This window comes from Thiohalophilus sp. (assembly GCF_034521165.1).
Lineage (GTDB): Bacteria > Pseudomonadota > Gammaproteobacteria > UBA6429 > Thiohalophilaceae > Thiohalophilus.
In genome coordinates this window covers 96,019-110,938 of sequence record NZ_JAXHMV010000014.1, presented here as the reverse complement: position 1 = coordinate 110,938, position 14,920 = coordinate 96,019, and the positions used below count along the sequence as shown (strand labels likewise).

Sequence of the window (14,920 nt, the reverse complement as noted above, 5' to 3'; positions counted from 1 at the left end):
ATCTAACGTAAAGAGTTTATGTCGTCCGAACCGCTTCTGATTACCGCCTCTAGTACCGTTACCGCGCTCGGTCAGGGTCTTCAGGCAGCGAAAGCGGCCTTGTTGCAGGAGCGTAGTGGTTTGCGTCGTAATGACTACGACGACGGCTGCCTGCCAACCTGGATAGGACGGGTCGATGGCCTTGAAGAAATAGAATTGCCTGACGCGCTGGCGCCATTCGATTGTCGTAATAACCGCCTGGCGGCACTGGGCCTGGAGACCGACGGTTTTGCCGGGAGGGTGGTCAAGGCCCGCGAGCGTTACGGGGCCGGGCGTATCGGTTTGTTTCTGGGCACCAGCACCTCTGGCATTGAGGCCACCGAGCAGGCCTATCGCCAGCGTGCCGGTAATGACGGGCCGCTGCCAGCCAGCTTTGATTACCCGCATACCCATAACACCTACTCCTGCGCTGATTTCACTCGCCGCTATCTTGAACTGGAAGGTCCGGCACAGGTGATCTCGACGGCCTGTTCCTCCAGTGCCAAGGTGTTTGCGATAGCCAGCCGCTATATTGCGGCGGGCTGGTGTGATGCTGCGGTCGTCGGCGGGGTCGACAGCCTGTGTCTGACCACGTTGCTGGGTTTCAATGCTCTGGAACTGGTTTCCAGCGAGCCCTGCCGTCCCTGGGATAAACATCGCAACGGCATCAATATTGGCGAGGCGGCCGGATTTGCGTTGCTGGAACCCGCCGGCGGGCGCGAGGGGATCGCGTTGCTGGGCTATGGCGAAAGCAGTGATGCTTACCACATGTCCACACCCCATCCGCAGGGGGAGGGAGCGCGGCAAGCCATGCAACAGGCATTGAGTCGTGCCAGTCTGAGGTCGACTCAGGTGGACTACATCAATCTGCACGGTACGGCGACCCCCTCAAACGATCGGGCCGAGGATCAGTCGGTGACACGATTGTTTGACGCGGTGCCGTGCAGTTCGACCAAGGGCTGGACAGGCCATACCCTGGGAGCCGCCGGCATCACCGAAGCGATATTTTGTGCCCTGAGTATTGAACACGGATTTTTACCGGGCACGTTGAACACACAGGAGATCGACCCGGCCTTGTCGATACCGGTTTTGCGCCACACCGTGCAGCAGCCGGTACGGGTGGCGATGAGCAATTCCTTCGGCTTCGGTGGCAGTAACTGCGCATTGATATTCGGGTGGTGTGACTGATGCGGGTGAGAGTCGAGAGCCTTGGTCTTATGGCACCGGGCATGGCAGGTTGGGAGGCGGCCCGGCCCGTCCTGCGGGGCGAGCAGACGCTGGATCAACAGGAACTGCCGGCATTTCGACCGGGTCTGCTGCCGCCGAACGAGCGACGTCGTACCACGGCACTGATCAAGCTGGCGTTGCAGACCGCCGAGGATGCCCTGCGGCACAACCGCTACACGATGAGTGAACTGGCCTCGGTGTTTGCCTCTTCCGAGGGCGACGGGGAGGTAGTGGATCGGATCTGCCAGAGCCTGACTTTGCCGGAACGACCGGTCTCGCCGACCCACTTTCACAATTCAGTGCATAACGCGCCGGCGGGTTACTGGGCGATTGCCAGCGGCTCACGGCAATTTTCCACCAGCCTGGCAGCAGGCGCGGACACCTTTGCTGCCGGACTGATTGAAGCGGCGACCGTTGCCACAGGCCAACAGCAACCCGTGTTGTTAATTTGTTATGACTCTGCTTTGCCCCCCGCCCTGGCCGGACGGGGTTACGTGGATGTCAGCTTCGCCACGGCACTCCTTCTAAGCGGGACGACGAGCGTTTCGGCGCCGGGATGTTTGCATCTTGAATTGAAGGCAGGCACGGCCCAACCGCCTGATTTGCCAAAGGAACTGGCGCCACTGCGTGAACGTAATCCCGCGGCAGCGGCATTACCGCTGTTGATGGCGCTGGCGAAGGAGGAGGCGACTAAACTGGCTTTGCCCTGCCACGACCACCTGACCTTGCAGATTGGCGTAGAAGGCTGAAGCCACCCGACGGTGCTTGCCCTGCTGGTGTCTGTTTCACCCCTCATCCTGGGGGGTGGTGCCGCCGGAAAATTTCAAATGTGCATTGCGTCGACGGCGAAGATAGAAACGCAGCGTGCGTGGCAGATTGGCAATAAAACTCAGGTGGTAAATACCCTTGAAGGCCATGAGCGCCCATTGTACGCGCGTAGTGCGATAGACATCGCCGGCCAGCAGGGAGATGACAGCCTGTTCCATTTTCAAGGCGTTACGGGGCGCCATGAACAAGTGGCGCATGGCCGGGCTATTGAACCGGTATATCATCCAGGAGAAACGCTTGACGGCCCGGCGCACACTCCGTTCATAAGCCTTCAGTATACCTGGAGCTTTGTCGGGTTGTTGAAGGCAACGGTCGACGGCATCGGCGGCACGAAATGCGCTGGACATGGCGATATATACGCCGCTGGAGAAGACCGGGTCAACGAAGGTAAAGGCATCGCCGACCAGCAGGTAGCCCGGGCCGTGTGCCGAGTCGGAGATATACGAGAAATTACCGGTTGCGTTGACTTCGCCAACGCAGTGAGCGTCTTTCATTCGCTCCAGGGCCGGGGGACACAGCGCCAGTGTCTGCCAGAGAAATTCTTCCGGCGGACACTGGCGCTGTTTCAGGTACTCGGGGAAACACACCGCGCCGACACTCATGATTCCATCACGCAGGGGAATCATCCAGAACCAGCCGTGCTCGAACCAGTAGATACTGATGTTGCCGGCATCGCGTCCCGGTCGTCGAGTTACGCCCTTAAAATGACCAAAGATCGCCGCGCTGTTGTGAGCGGGATTGCGTTGTTTGAGATTCAGCCGACGGGATAAAAACGTATCACGACCAGAGGCATCGATTACGAAGTCTGTCTCGTAATGGTGCTGTTTGCCTGTGTCATCCTGTGCGATGACCCGCCGGGTTTGATCGTGATTTAATTCGACCTGGATGACTTTCATGCCTTCCTGGACCCGGGTACCGAGGCGAGCACAATTTTTCAGTAACAGGTGATCGAATTCGGAGCGGCGCACTTCGTAGGCATGGGGCGGGGTATCGGTATTTAACGCGCGTTCAAAATAATAGGTGCGTGGTTTATCCGGTATCTCGGGAATATTGAATTCGGCACCGTATTTCATCACGCCAATCTGTTGCACTTGCTGGTCGATCCCCAGTGCCTTGAACAGTGGCAGGTTCATTGGCAGCAGCGACTCGCCGATATGAAAACGGGGATGGTGATCTTTTTCCAGCAACACCACGTCGCGCCCTTTTTGCGCCAGACGGGCGGCAACAGTTGAGCCGGCGGGTCCGCCCCCGATCACCAGTACCTGGCAGTGATGCGATTTGGTATCCAGGGGATTTATCGCTTGATCGGTGATGTGATGCATTTAGCAGCCCCGGGTAATTATTCAGGACGAGAATCGAATATTTCGCCAAGTTGTTCAATCGGAATAGATCGATATAATGAACGGACGAGCATGTCAGCCAATCAATAGCGGGTTTGGTTTTATTACTTTCATCCCCAGTCGACACTCAAAAAGTAACATTTTTATTGTGTTATGCCAACTGAGGAATTTTTGTCTGGCTGGAATATCGGTGGCGTATTGTTAATCGCAGTCGGGAAACATTAAAGCGCGCCCGCCGGGAACTGCATGGTCAGGCAATGCAGGCTGCCGAACTGTTCAATCAACGCCCGGCAGTCGATGCCGATGATCTCCCGATCGGGAAATGCCGTTTGCAGTTGTGAGAGCGCCTGTTGATCCCGGCTGCCGCCGTATTGCGGAACCAGCACAGCATCGTTGATTACCAGGAAGTTGGCATAGCTGGCCGGCAGGCGTTCGCCTTCGGCATTGTAGATCGGTGCCGGCCAGGGCAACGGGAGCAGACGGTAAGGTTCGCCGTTGACGTTGCGTAACTGTTGCAGTTCCTGTTGCATGGCCTGTAACTCGGCATGATGTTCATCCTTTGGGTCGTCACATTGCATATAGGTGATGGTGTTCTCCGGGCAAAACCGGGCCAGCATGTCGATGTGGCTATCGGTATCGTCACCGGCCAGATAGCCGTGGCTCAGCCAGAGTATCTGCTCGATGCCCAGTGACTGCTTTAACTGCTGTTGAATCTGCGCTTGATCGTAGCGGGGATTGCGCGTGGGGTTGAGCAGACAGGCGCGGGTGGTGAGCAGGCTGCCCGCGCCGTCGGTGTCGATACTGCCGCCTTCCAGCACGAAGTCGATCGTCTCGACCGGGGTGTCGCCGAAACTTTTCTGACGTTGTAATTCGCGGGTGATACCGTTATCCAGATCGGCGGGGTGCTTGTTGCCCCAGCCGTTAAAGATGAAGTCGAGCAGACGCGGTTGATCGTGGGTCAATACGCCGATGGGGCCATGATCCCGTGCCCAGGTGTCATTGCTCGGGGCGATGGCGAAGTGGACCTGGGTCAGGAGACAGGAGTGGCGAATCAACTGCTGTTCGACGTGCTGGCGATGGGAGGTACCGGTCACGACGATCAGCACCGGTTCATGGCGGGCGATCTGGCTGGCAATTTCGGCAAACACCGGTTCCACTGTATCGAGATGCGCGGCCCAGTCCGTCCCGGCATGAGGCCAGGTGAGCATGACGCCGCTCTGGGGCGCCCATTCGGGGGGTAACCGGCGGTTCATACGCGTCGGTGTATCATTGTTGGGATGTGGTGGTCAGGGGGAACCCGGCGCGGCCATGGCATCGTGGGCTACGGCATTGATCACGTACTGGTACTCAAAATAGACGGTAAAATCGGGGTAGACCCAGCGGGTGATCGGGGGATCGCCCACTTCGTCGAACTTCTCCCGGGGGGTGCCAAAGCGATCCTCGACCTGGAGCATGGACATGCCGCGGCCGGGCAGCGTCACGCTGTGATCCGGTTCCTGCAGGGCCGGCGGGGCGGGCATATCGAGGGTGTCGGCGGCGGCCGGGGCGGCCAGTAACAGCACAGCGGCGCCAAGAAGCGCATAGAAAGTCGGGATATTCCACAGCCTGGTCATCATCGGGCTCCTCTGGCACAGTGTTCGGCCGAATCTGCGGTAAAATATACTCTATCAATGGCTTACAAGCAAAAGTTTAAGCAGTTTTTCCAGAATCTCGCCTGACAGGTTGCTGTAATTGTGAAATTTGACCCACCGCTGATTCCCGCCACGCTGGTACGACGCTACAAACGGTTTCTGGCCGATGTGCAGCTGGACAATGGCGACGCGCTGACTGTCCACACCCCCAATACCGGTTCTATGCTCGGCTGTGCCGAGCCGGGAACCCGGATCTGGCTGCGCGATTGCGCCAGCGTGACTCGCAAATACCGCTATTCCTGGGAGCTGGCCTCGACCCTCGAGGGCACCCTGGTGAGCGTCAATACCCACCTGGCCAACGCGCTCGTCCAGGAGGGGATTGAATCCGGCGTGATCGGTCCTTTGCAGGGTTATGCGGGACTTCGACGCGAGGTGAAATACGGTCAGGGCAGTCGTATCGATCTGCATTTGTCCGGGCCCGGCCGGGCGGACTGCTACGTGGAAGTGAAAAACGTGACCGCCGTGGGGGCGGACGGCAGGGCGATCTTTCCCGATGCGCCCACCGAACGCGGGCGCAAGCACCTGCGGGAACTGATCGCGATGGTCGAGGCGGGACACCGTGCGGTGCTGGTATTGCATGTAGCCCGGGAGGATGTGGATCAGTTTCGCGCCGCCGGCGAAATCGACCCCGCTTATGCCCAATTGCTGACCCAGGCACAGCAACAGGGGGTGGAAGTGGAAGCCTGGGTCTCCCGGATCTCACCCCGTGAGATCGCCATTGCCCGATCCATTCCTGTGGCGTTCTCGTGATGTGTTTTCACCCCGAGTATGTATAATGCCCGCCCATGTTTAGACCATTCGAACTCTATGTCGGCCTGCGCTATACCCGCGCCAAGCGCCGCAATCACTTCATTTCGTTCATCTCGATGAGCTCGATGCTCGGCATCGCGCTGGGCGTGATGGCGTTGATCACCGTGTTGTCGGTGATGAACGGGTTCGAAAAAGAAGTGCGCGAGCGGATTCTGGATATGGTTTCGCATTTGACCGTGACCGATTATCGTCGCGGCATTGGTGACTGGCCGTCAGTCGCCAGCGCGACCCAATCCCACCCCAAAGTGATCGCCACCGCCCCGTATGTGGAAGGTGAGGGCATGTTGATCCGCGGCAAGGGGGTGAACGGGGCCCGGATTCGCGGCGTATTGCCGGACCAGGAGCCGGGCGTATCGGCGGTGGCCGGCAAGATGGAAGTGGGGCAACTGTCCGATCTCAGGCCGGGGAGTTTCAGCGTGATCCTGGGCCGGGATCTGGCCCGGATTCTCGGCGTGGACGTGGGTGACAAGGTGACCATGGTGACGCCGAGCCTCAATGTGACCCCGGCCGGCATGGCGCCCCGTTTGAAGCGCTTTGAAGTTGTCGGGCTGTTTCATATCGGGATGTACGAATACGACAGTGCGCTGGCCGTCATTCACATGGAAGATGCCCAGCGATTATTCAAACTCGGCTCACGCGTCACCGGGGTGCGCGCCAAACTGAGCGATCTGTTTCTGGCCCCGCAGATTCGCCATGAACTGCAGGCCGGGGTGTTGAGCGACTTTTATGTGCGCGACTGGAGCTCCTATCACGCCAACTGGTTTCGGGCCGTCAAAATCGAAAAGCGGATGATCTTTTTGCTATTGCTGCTGATCATTGCCGTGGCGGCATTCAATATTGTCTCCACCCTGGTGATGGTCGTGACCGACAAGGAGAGCGATATCGCCATCCTGCGCACGCTGGGCGCCTCGCCGGGTCGCATCATGCGCATCTTCATGGTGCAGGGGACGGTCATCGGCGTGGTGGGCACCGTGCTGGGCACCGTTCTCGGGATCAGCCTGGCGCTCAATCTGGATGTGGTGGTGCCGTGGCTCGAAGGGCTATTCGGCATTCAGTTCCTGGACCCGGGCGTCTATTACATCAGCGAACTGCCCTCCGATCTGCACTGGGACGATGTCTGGATGATTACCAGCGTGTCGTTCCTGCTGGGCATCGTCGCGACCGTGTATCCGGCCTGGCGTGCCAGCCGGACCCAACCGGCGGAGGCGTTGCGCTATGAGTGAGTCAATTCTGGCCTGTCGTAACCTGACCAAGGTGTTTCGCGAGGGCAGCCGTGAAGTGACCGTGCTCAAGGGCGTGGATCTGAGCGTGCGCCGGGGCGAGCAGGTGGCGATCGTCGGGGCCTCAGGTTCAGGCAAAAGTACCCTGTTGCACCTGCTGGGCGGACTGGATCTGCCCAGTGCCGGCGAGGTGGAGGTCAACGGCGAGAATATGGCGAAACTGGATGACGCCCGGCGCGGCCTGCTGCGCAACCGCGATCTGGGCTTTGTGTATCAGTTTCATCACCTGTTGCCGGAATTTACCGCCCTGGAGAACGTGGCCATGCCGCTGTTGATCCGCGGGCTCGGCACGGCGCAGGCCAGCGAACAGGCGGCGGCCATGCTCACGGAAGTGGGCCTGGGCGAACGCCTGCGCCACAAGCCCAATGCGCTGTCCGGCGGGGAACGCCAGCGGGCGGCCATTGCCCGCGCCCTGGTCACCCGCCCCAAGTGCATTCTGGCGGACGAACCCACCGGCAATCTCGACAGCCAGACGGCCGACCAGGTCTATCAGCGGATGCTGGAGCTGAACACGGCGCTGGGCACCAGTTTTGTGGTGGTTACCCATGACCCGGCGTTCGCCAGGCGCATGGACCGCGTGTTGCATCTCAAGGACGGGATATTTAGTACTGATTAAACAATAAGTTATAGTGTTTAGTTAATGTATACTTAATGTTATTTCCAGGCTGGTCCGGCCCCGGATTCAGCGATCCTTGTGGTTGTTCCGCCGCCGCAGTGCGAACTGCAGTTGCCGGTTACGAATATGGCTGAGCAGATGCAGACGCCAGAGCAGCCGCACCAGTCCGTAACCCAGCGCCGCGCTGATCACGCCGACGACAAAACAGCCGAGTAACAACGGCTGCCAGATCACCCCCAGCTCGCTGCTGAACCATTCCCAGGAGGGGGCGAACTGCACCTCGCGGATCGGCGTGCCCAGAAACCAGGTGCCGACCTTGTAGCAGAAGAAAAAAATCGGTGCCATGGTGAGCGGATTGGTGAGCCAGACCAGTGCCACGGCAATGGCCAGATTGCAGCGCACGATAATGGCGGTGGCCGCCGCCAGCAGCATCTGGAAGGGGACCGGGACGAACGCCATGAACAGGCCGACCGCAAAGGCGCTGGAGACCGAACGGCGGTTGAGGTGCAGCAGGTTGGGATCGTGCAGCAGTGTCCCGAAGATGCGGTTGAGCTGGACATGGTTGCGGATCTTGTCGTGATCCGGCATATATTTTCTTATAAACTTGCGAGGCATGTCTGGCGATTCAGGGACGTTGTCAGCCGGGCTATTATCCAACAATTGTATTACAAGCCATAACCTTTTATGCGATCAGGGACGATAGCATTTCTGGCAGGGATTCTCTGCCTGCAATTATTTTCCAGCTTGCCGCACAGCGGCTGGATTTTCCTGCTGGGCGCGTCGATTCCGGCCGCTCTCTGGTTAGCGTTTCCCTGGCGACTGATCGGCTGGCTGGTCAGCGGCTTTCTCTGGTGCCTGTGGAGCGCACACACCATTTTAAGCGTCAGCCTGCCGCCGGAACTTGAGGGACAGGATCTGATCCTGGTCGGGCATGTGGCCGGCCTGCCCGAATCCCGGGACCGGCGTACCCGTTTTCTGTTTGATGTCGAGCACTATATTGTCGAGGGGCAACGGCAGCCGTGGCCGGCACGGGTACGCTTGAACTGGTATGGCCAGCAACGGCCCGATCTGCAGGCGGGCGAGGCGTGGCGTTTGCAGGTGCGCCTCAAGCGGCCGTGGGGATTCCGCAATCCTGGCAGCTTTGATTACGAACGCTGGCTGTTTGCCCAGCGGATTCGCGCCACCGGCTATGTGCGTTATGAGAACCGGCCACTGGCGGCACCGTCGATCCCCTGGCGTTACCGACTGGACCGCTGGCGCCAGCATCTGAGCGCAGAATTACAGCAACAATTGTCGGGGCAGGCCGGCGGGCTGTTTCGTGCACTGAGCGTGGGGGACCGGCGTGATGTCGATCAGCCCACCTGGGAGGTATTGCGGGTGACCGGCACGGCGCATCTGCTGGCCATCTCCGGGATGCATATCGGGCTGCTGGCCGCACTGGTGTTCTGGATCGCCCGGCATCTGTGGCGGCTGGGGGGCGAACGGGTATTGCTCTGGTTGCCGGCCCCGCGGGCCGCGGCGCTGCTGGCGACCCTGGCCGCCGTGGTGTATGCCGCCATGGCCGGCTTTGCCATCCCAACCCAGCGGGCCCTGGTGATGCTGGCGGTGGTGATGCTGGCCCTGTGGCGCATGCGCCCCCTGGCGCCGGGCCGCACCCTGGCCTGGGCGGCGCTGCTGGTACTGTTGCTGGACCCGCTGGCGGTGCTGTCGGCCGGCTTCTGGTTGTCGTTTGCAGCGGTTGCGCTGATTCTCTATGCCCTGGGCGGGACGCGACAGCCTTCCCGGCTGCGCCAGTGGCTGCGGATCCAGGGCTGGATTAGCCTGGGGCTGGCACCGTTATTAATCGCCTGGTTTCAGCAAGTCTCGCTGGTGGCCCCGCTGGCCAATCTGCTGGCGATTCCCCTGGTCAGTCTGCTGATCGTGCCGCTGGCGCTACTGGGTACCCTGGCGGCGTTTACGTTTCCCGCCGCAGGTAGCGTCCTGTTGGCGGGCCTGGGGGAACTGCTTGAGGGCCTGCTCGCGGTACTGGGCAATATGGCGGCCTGGCCCTTTTCCCACTGGCAAACCGGGAGCGGTGGTCTGCCGGTCCTGCTTCTGCTGGCACTGGGGCTACTGCTGTTGCTCGCCCCGCGCGCTCTGCCGGGCCGTTATCTGGCGCCGCTACTCTGCCTGCCGTTGCTGTTTGGCAGCGGGGGGCGACCCCCGCCGGGCGAGGCCTGGCTGACCTTGCTGGATGTGGGGCAGGGGCTGGCGGCGGCCGTACAGACCCGCTCCCGTCTGCTGATATTCGATACCGGTCCCCGCTACAGCGCCAGCTTTGATACCGGCGCGGCGGTGGTGGTGCCCTATGTCCGGCACAGCAGTTACCCCGGGATCGACCATCTGGTGATCAGCCACGGCGATAACGATCATATCGGCGGGCTGGCATCGGTGCGCCAGGCCTTGCCGGTTGGCAGGCTGTCGACCAGTGTGCCGGCGCAGATCCCCGGGTCAGGGCATCAACCCTGCCGGGCCGGCCAGCGATGGCAGTGGGACGGAGTGAATTTCCGGTTTCTGGCCCCGGGAGCGGGCCGCTCGGGGGGTAATGACGCCTCCTGTGTGCTGCGGATCGAGGCCGCAGGGCAGGTGGCGCTGCTCAGTGGCGATATTGAACAGGCCGGTGAACGGGCCCTGTTACGCCGGCAACGGGCCAATCTGGCCGCCGATATCCTGGTGGCGCCCCATCATGGCAGCCTGACCTCCTCGACGCCGGCCTTTGTGGCGGCGGTCGATCCCGATTATGTGCTGTATCCGGTCGGTTATCGCAATCGCTACCGGTTTCCACGCCCGGCGGTGGTGGCCCGCTATACCGACTCGGGGGCCAGACAGTACCGGGTGGATGAACAGGGCGCTCTTCGCTTTGTACTTGGTGAACCGGGCGGGGTGCGTCAGCAGTTCAGTTACCGGCAAGCGAAACGCCGTTACTGGCACAGCCGTGTTGTGCGGGTGGATTGATGATTCTGTGAACCCGCACTTTCAGGGGGGGCCGGTCTTTGTTAAAGTTAGCCGCAGTTTTTCTGTCTCCTTCTATTCTTGTTTTCAAAAGGGCGTGTGACGTGTTTGAGATGATTCAGGCGGGCGGCTGGCTGATGCTGCCGATTCTGTTGTGTTCGGTTATTGCCCTGGCCATTATTGGCGAACGGTTCTGGTCCCTGCAGCAAAACCGGATCGCCCCGGCCTATCTGGTTGCCCAGATCTGGCAGTGGTACAAAAGTCAGTCACTGGATGAAACCCATATTCAGTCACTGTCGCGTAGCTCACCACTGGGCCGGATTCTGGCTGCGGGGCTGGTCAATCGCCAGCATCCGCGTGACATTATGAAAGAAAGTATCGAGGAAACGGGACGCCAGGTTATCCTGGAACTGGAACGGTATCTCAATACACTCGGTACCATCGCCTCGATTACGCCCTTGCTCGGCTTGCTGGGCACTGTCATTGGCATGATCAAGGTATTCGCCGCGATCACGACCCAGGGTGTCGGTAATCCATCGGTTCTGGCCGGCGGGATTTCCGAGGCGTTGATTACCACCGCGGCCGGTTTGTCAGTGGCGATTCCCAGTCTGATTTTTTATCGCTATTTTCGCGGCAAGGTCGATGCGCTGGTGCTGAAGATGGAAGAAGAAGCGATGAAAATCGTGGATGTCATGCATGGCGAGCGGGAAACCGGTCGGGATAACGTTACATGATGTTACGTCACGATCGTAACAAGGATCCTGAACTTAATCTGACGCCACTGATCGACGTGGTGTTCCTGCTGCTGATCTTTTTCATGGTTTCCACGACGTTTGAAAAAGAATCCGAGATCAACATCGAGCTGCCCGAAGCGGCGGGTGAAAAAAGCCAGGAAGAGCGTTTTACCATTGAAATCACGATCGATGGCGAGGGCCACTATTTTATTAATGAAAAACGCATTCGTGATAAACAACTGGCGACACTGAAAACCGCCTTGCGCGAGACGCGCGCGGATCACGAGGACCCGAAGCTGATTATCAGTGCGGACAAAAACACACCTCATCAGGCCGTGATACGGGCTATGGACGCGGCGCGCCAGGTGGGTATGGTTAACCTGACTTTCGCCACGCGACAGGAATCCGGGAAGTAGCCACTGATGCGCTCATCATCCGATGACAATACCGATGGGTTTGTCATATATCGTCGTCTTTTAAGATACGCATTTCCCTACTGGAAGGTCTTTCTGGTTGCCGTACTGGGCATGGTGATTTTTTCCCTGACCGAAGGGGCTTTCGCCAAGCTGATTGAGCCGATGGTCGACGGCAGTTTTGTCGATAAGGATCCCGCGACGATCAAGTGGATCCCGATTCTGATGATCATCGTATTTGCCGCGCGCACGATCGGCAGCTTTCTCTCCGAATACGGTATGGCCTGGATCGCCCGCAGTGTCATCCGCAACCTGCGCAGCATGGTCTTCGACAAACTGCTCTCCCTGCCCATCAGTTATTACGATACAACCTCCTCGGGCGGATTGTTATCCAAAATGGTCTACGACATCGAGCAATTGGCCGAAGCCAGTTCCAAGGTCGTAACCACGCTGATTCGCGATACGCTGACCATACTGGTCCTGCTGGGCCTGATGATGTATCTGAGCGTTACCCTGACTCTGATACTGTTACTGGTAATCCCCGTTGTCGCGGTCGCGGTGGTGGCGGTCAGCCGGCGCTTTCGCAAGCTCAGTTATCGTATCCAGCGCTCGATGGGCGATGTGTCCAATGTCACCGAAGAGGCGATTGAGGCCAATCGTGAAATCAAGATTTTCGGCGGACAGGAGTATGAATCCGGGCGATTTGAGCAGGTCAACGCGTATAACCGGCGCCAGCATCTCAAACTGGTCGCGACCAATGCGATCAGTTCACCATTAATCCAGCAGATCGTGGTTACCGCCTTCGCCGGTATCGTTTACATCGCGACCAAGCCCGGCTTTCTCGATGAAATGACTGTCGGCAAGTTTATGTCCTTTATGCTGGCGATGATTCTGTTGCTGCAACATGCCAAGCGCCTGACCAGTATCAATGCGCAGTTGCAACGGGGTATTGCCGCCGCCTACAGTGTATTTAGCTTTGTCGATACCGAGCCCGAACCCGATAGCGGGACGCGCGAGCTGAAACAGGTGACCGGCAAGGTCCACTATGATGGCGTGACCTTCGGGTATGGCGGCCAGGAAAGCGAGACGGTGCTGCAGGATATCAACCTGACCATCGAGCCGGGTGAAAGCGTGGCCTTTGTGGGGCGTTCCGGCGCGGGCAAGTCCACGCTGGTCAGCCTGTTGCCGCGTTTCTACGAGGTCACCCGGGGGCGCGTGTTGATCGACGATATCGATATCCGGGAGATCCGATTGCCGAGTCTGCGCAGTCAGATTGCCCTGGTCAGCCAGCACGTGACCCTGTTTAACGACACGATTGCCCATAATATAGCCTATGGTGCGCAGGACTCGGTCGATATAACGACGATTCGGGAGGCGGCCAGGGCGGCTTATGCACTGGATTTTATCGAACGGTTGCCGGCGGGTTTTGATACGATAGTCGGAGAAAACGGCGTGTTGTTATCCGGTGGCCAGCGTCAACGCCTGGCCATCGCACGGGCGATTCTCAAAAATGCGCCAATCCTGATCCTGGACGAGGCCACTTCTGCCCTGGATACCGAGTCGGAGCGTTACATCCAGCAGGCAATTGAAGAATTAATGAAAGATCGCACCACGCTGGTGATTGCGCATCGACTGTCAACCATCGAAAAAGTTGACAAGATTGTTGTGCTCGAGGCTGGCCAAATTGTCGAAGTCGGCCGGCACGAGGAATTAGTCGCCAAAGGCGGCCATTATGCGGGACTGCATGATCTGCAGCTTGGCGCGAATACCTGATTAACGGAAACGCACGACGTGTTGCAACAACATCTGCAAAAACTATGGGAAAATCGCTCGGCGGCTGCCGTGGCATTGCTGCCATTAACGGGTCTGTTCTGTTTTCTGGTCTGGCTGCGACGTTATGCCTATCGCAAGCGGATATTCTCACGTACCCGGGTTCCCGTGCCGGTCATTGTGGTTGGCAATATCACCACCGGCGGTACGGGCAAAACCCCGCTGGTGATTGCCGTGGTCAATATCCTGAAACAAGCCGGCTTTAATCCCGGTATTATCAGTCGGGGCTATGGCGGCAAGGCCAGTTCCTGGCCGCAGCAGGTTCGTCCCGATGCGGATCCGGTCATGGTGGGGGATGAACCGGTGATCATTGCCCGTCGAACCGGTTGTCCCATGGCGGTAGGCCCCAACCGGGTCGAGGCAGTCAATGCGTTGCTGGCACATCATGATTGCGATATTGTCGTCAGTGATGATGGACTGCAGCATTATGCCCTGGAAAGAGAAGTTGAAGTCGTGGTAGTCGATGGCATGCGCCGTTTTGGCAATGGCTGGTGTTTGCCTGCCGGGCCTCTGCGTGAGCCGGTGTCCCGGCTCGACAAAGCGGATCTGATCGTCAGCAATGGTATTCCGGTCGGGGATGAATACCCGATGGAGTATGCCGGCCGTGAGTGGATTCATGTCCATGACAATACGCGCAGCGCGACGATGCAGCAGTTCGCCGGTCAGCGTGTCCATGCCATCGCGGGTGTTGGCAACCCGCAACGGTTTTTTAACATGTTACGGGATGAAGGCATGGAGGTGATTGAACACACCTATCCGGATCACTATGCGTTTGTCCGTTCTGACTTCGAATTTGATGAGACCTTACCCATTCTTATGACCGAAAAAGATGCGGTCAAATGTGAGCGCCTGGGACTGGAAACTGCCTGGTACGTGCCCATTCAGGCACGGATTGGCAAGAAATTTGATTATCATTTGCTGAATATACTGGAGGCCAAACGTGGACAAAAAACTGCTTGATATCCTGGCCTGTCCAATCTGCAAGGGACCGCTGGTTTATAACAAGGAAACCCGGGAATTGATCTGCAAGGCGGATCGACTGGCCTATCCGATTCGGGATGAAATTCCCGTTATGCTCGAGGACGAAGCCCGGCAACTTGACCCCGAAGAAGAGGTTTGAACTGTTTGATTGCCCCGGGAGG

At 58.8% G+C, this 14,920-nt stretch carries 15 protein-coding genes; 11 read left to right on the top strand and 4 right to left on the bottom strand.

The window, feature by feature from the left end; all coding sequences use genetic code 11:
* Positions 1–18: 18 nt before the first annotated feature.
* Together U5K34_RS13795 and U5K34_RS13790 are read left to right on the top strand one after the other, a co-directional pair.
* A complete protein-coding gene (locus U5K34_RS13795; protein ID WP_322568979.1) occupies positions 19–1,206 on the top strand; it encodes a beta-ketoacyl-[acyl-carrier-protein] synthase family protein in 1,188 nt (395 codons plus the stop codon).
* Between the two features lie 41 nt (positions 1,207–1,247).
* Positions 1,248–1,994 carry a beta-ketoacyl synthase chain length factor gene (locus tag U5K34_RS13790; RefSeq protein WP_322568978.1) on the top strand — a complete coding sequence of 249 codons (747 nt, stop codon included), beginning with the start codon at positions 1,248–1,250 and terminating at the stop codon, positions 1,992–1,994.
* A 36-nt stretch (positions 1,995–2,030) separates the two neighbouring features.
* Here U5K34_RS13790 and U5K34_RS13785 read toward each other — a convergent pair whose 3' ends face one another.
* The 3 genes from U5K34_RS13785 to U5K34_RS13775 all read right to left on the bottom strand — a co-directional run bounded on the left by U5K34_RS13785 (position 2,031) and on the right by U5K34_RS13775 (position 5,029).
* On the bottom strand, positions 2,031–3,395 hold the full coding sequence (locus U5K34_RS13785; RefSeq protein WP_322568977.1) for an NAD(P)/FAD-dependent oxidoreductase: 1,365 nt from the start codon (positions 3,393–3,395) through the stop codon (positions 2,031–2,033).
* A gap of 239 nt (positions 3,396–3,634) precedes the next feature.
* A complete protein-coding gene (locus U5K34_RS13780) occupies positions 3,635–4,666 on the bottom strand; it encodes an agmatine deiminase family protein (RefSeq protein WP_322568976.1) in 1,032 nt (343 codons plus the stop codon).
* 33 nt (positions 4,667–4,699) lie between these two features.
* The gene (locus U5K34_RS13775) at positions 4,700–5,029 is read right to left on the bottom strand and encodes a hypothetical protein (protein WP_322568975.1); all 330 of its coding nucleotides are present in this window, start codon (positions 5,027–5,029) and stop codon (positions 4,700–4,702) included.
* A gap of 117 nt (positions 5,030–5,146) precedes the next feature.
* Here U5K34_RS13775 and sfsA point away from each other — a divergent pair, with 117 nt between their 5' ends.
* Genes sfsA through lolD form a run of 3 tightly spaced genes read left to right on the top strand, consistent with a single transcriptional unit; the run spans position 5,147 to position 7,810 of the window.
* The gene (gene sfsA / locus U5K34_RS13770; RefSeq protein ID WP_322568974.1) at positions 5,147–5,854 is read left to right on the top strand and encodes a DNA/RNA nuclease SfsA; all 708 of its coding nucleotides are present in this window, start codon (positions 5,147–5,149) and stop codon (positions 5,852–5,854) included.
* 35 nt (positions 5,855–5,889) lie between these two features.
* Positions 5,890–7,137, top strand: a complete 1,248-nt coding sequence (locus U5K34_RS13765; RefSeq protein ID WP_322568973.1) for a lipoprotein-releasing ABC transporter permease subunit — start codon at positions 5,890–5,892, stop codon at positions 7,135–7,137.
* The gene (lolD, locus tag U5K34_RS13760; RefSeq protein WP_322568972.1) at positions 7,130–7,810 is read left to right on the top strand and encodes a lipoprotein-releasing ABC transporter ATP-binding protein LolD; all 681 of its coding nucleotides are present in this window, start codon (positions 7,130–7,132) and stop codon (positions 7,808–7,810) included. Before U5K34_RS13765 ends, lolD begins: the two co-directional genes overlap by 8 nt.
* 66 nt (positions 7,811–7,876) lie before the next feature.
* Here the strand turns inward: lolD and U5K34_RS13755 are convergent, their stop codons facing one another.
* Positions 7,877–8,398 carry a DUF2062 domain-containing protein gene (locus U5K34_RS13755; protein ID WP_322568971.1) on the bottom strand — a complete coding sequence of 174 codons (522 nt, stop codon included), beginning with the start codon at positions 8,396–8,398 and terminating at the stop codon, positions 7,877–7,879.
* Positions 8,399–8,494: 96 nt separating this feature from the next.
* Between U5K34_RS13755 and U5K34_RS13750 the strand changes: the two genes are divergently transcribed.
* The 6 genes from U5K34_RS13750 (at position 8,495) to U5K34_RS13725 (ending at position 14,898) form a co-directional block, all read left to right on the top strand.
* Positions 8,495–10,804 (top strand): DNA internalization-related competence protein ComEC/Rec2, encoded by a 2,310-nt coding sequence (locus tag U5K34_RS13750; protein WP_322568970.1) that lies wholly within the window; start codon positions 8,495–8,497, stop codon positions 10,802–10,804.
* A 101-nt stretch (positions 10,805–10,905) separates the two neighbouring features.
* Positions 10,906–11,535, top strand: a complete 630-nt coding sequence (locus U5K34_RS13745) for a MotA/TolQ/ExbB proton channel family protein (protein WP_416224105.1) — start codon at positions 10,906–10,908, stop codon at positions 11,533–11,535.
* Positions 11,532–11,951, top strand: coding sequence for a biopolymer transporter ExbD (locus U5K34_RS13740; protein WP_322568969.1), 420 nt, complete (start codon positions 11,532–11,534; stop codon positions 11,949–11,951). The genes U5K34_RS13745 and U5K34_RS13740 overlap by 4 nt, the downstream gene beginning before the upstream one ends.
* Positions 11,952–11,957: 6 nt before the next feature.
* Positions 11,958–13,721 (top strand): lipid A export permease/ATP-binding protein MsbA, encoded by a 1,764-nt coding sequence (msbA, locus tag U5K34_RS13735; protein ID WP_322568968.1) that lies wholly within the window; start codon positions 11,958–11,960, stop codon positions 13,719–13,721.
* Positions 13,722–13,739: 18 nt separating this feature from the next.
* Positions 13,740–14,738, top strand: a complete 999-nt coding sequence (gene lpxK, locus U5K34_RS13730) for a tetraacyldisaccharide 4'-kinase (protein ID WP_322568967.1) — start codon at positions 13,740–13,742, stop codon at positions 14,736–14,738.
* On the top strand, positions 14,719–14,898 hold the full coding sequence (locus U5K34_RS13725) for a Trm112 family protein (RefSeq protein ID WP_322568966.1): 180 nt from the start codon (positions 14,719–14,721) through the stop codon (positions 14,896–14,898). The genes lpxK and U5K34_RS13725 overlap by 20 nt, the downstream gene beginning before the upstream one ends.
* Positions 14,899–14,920 lie beyond the last annotated feature (22 nt).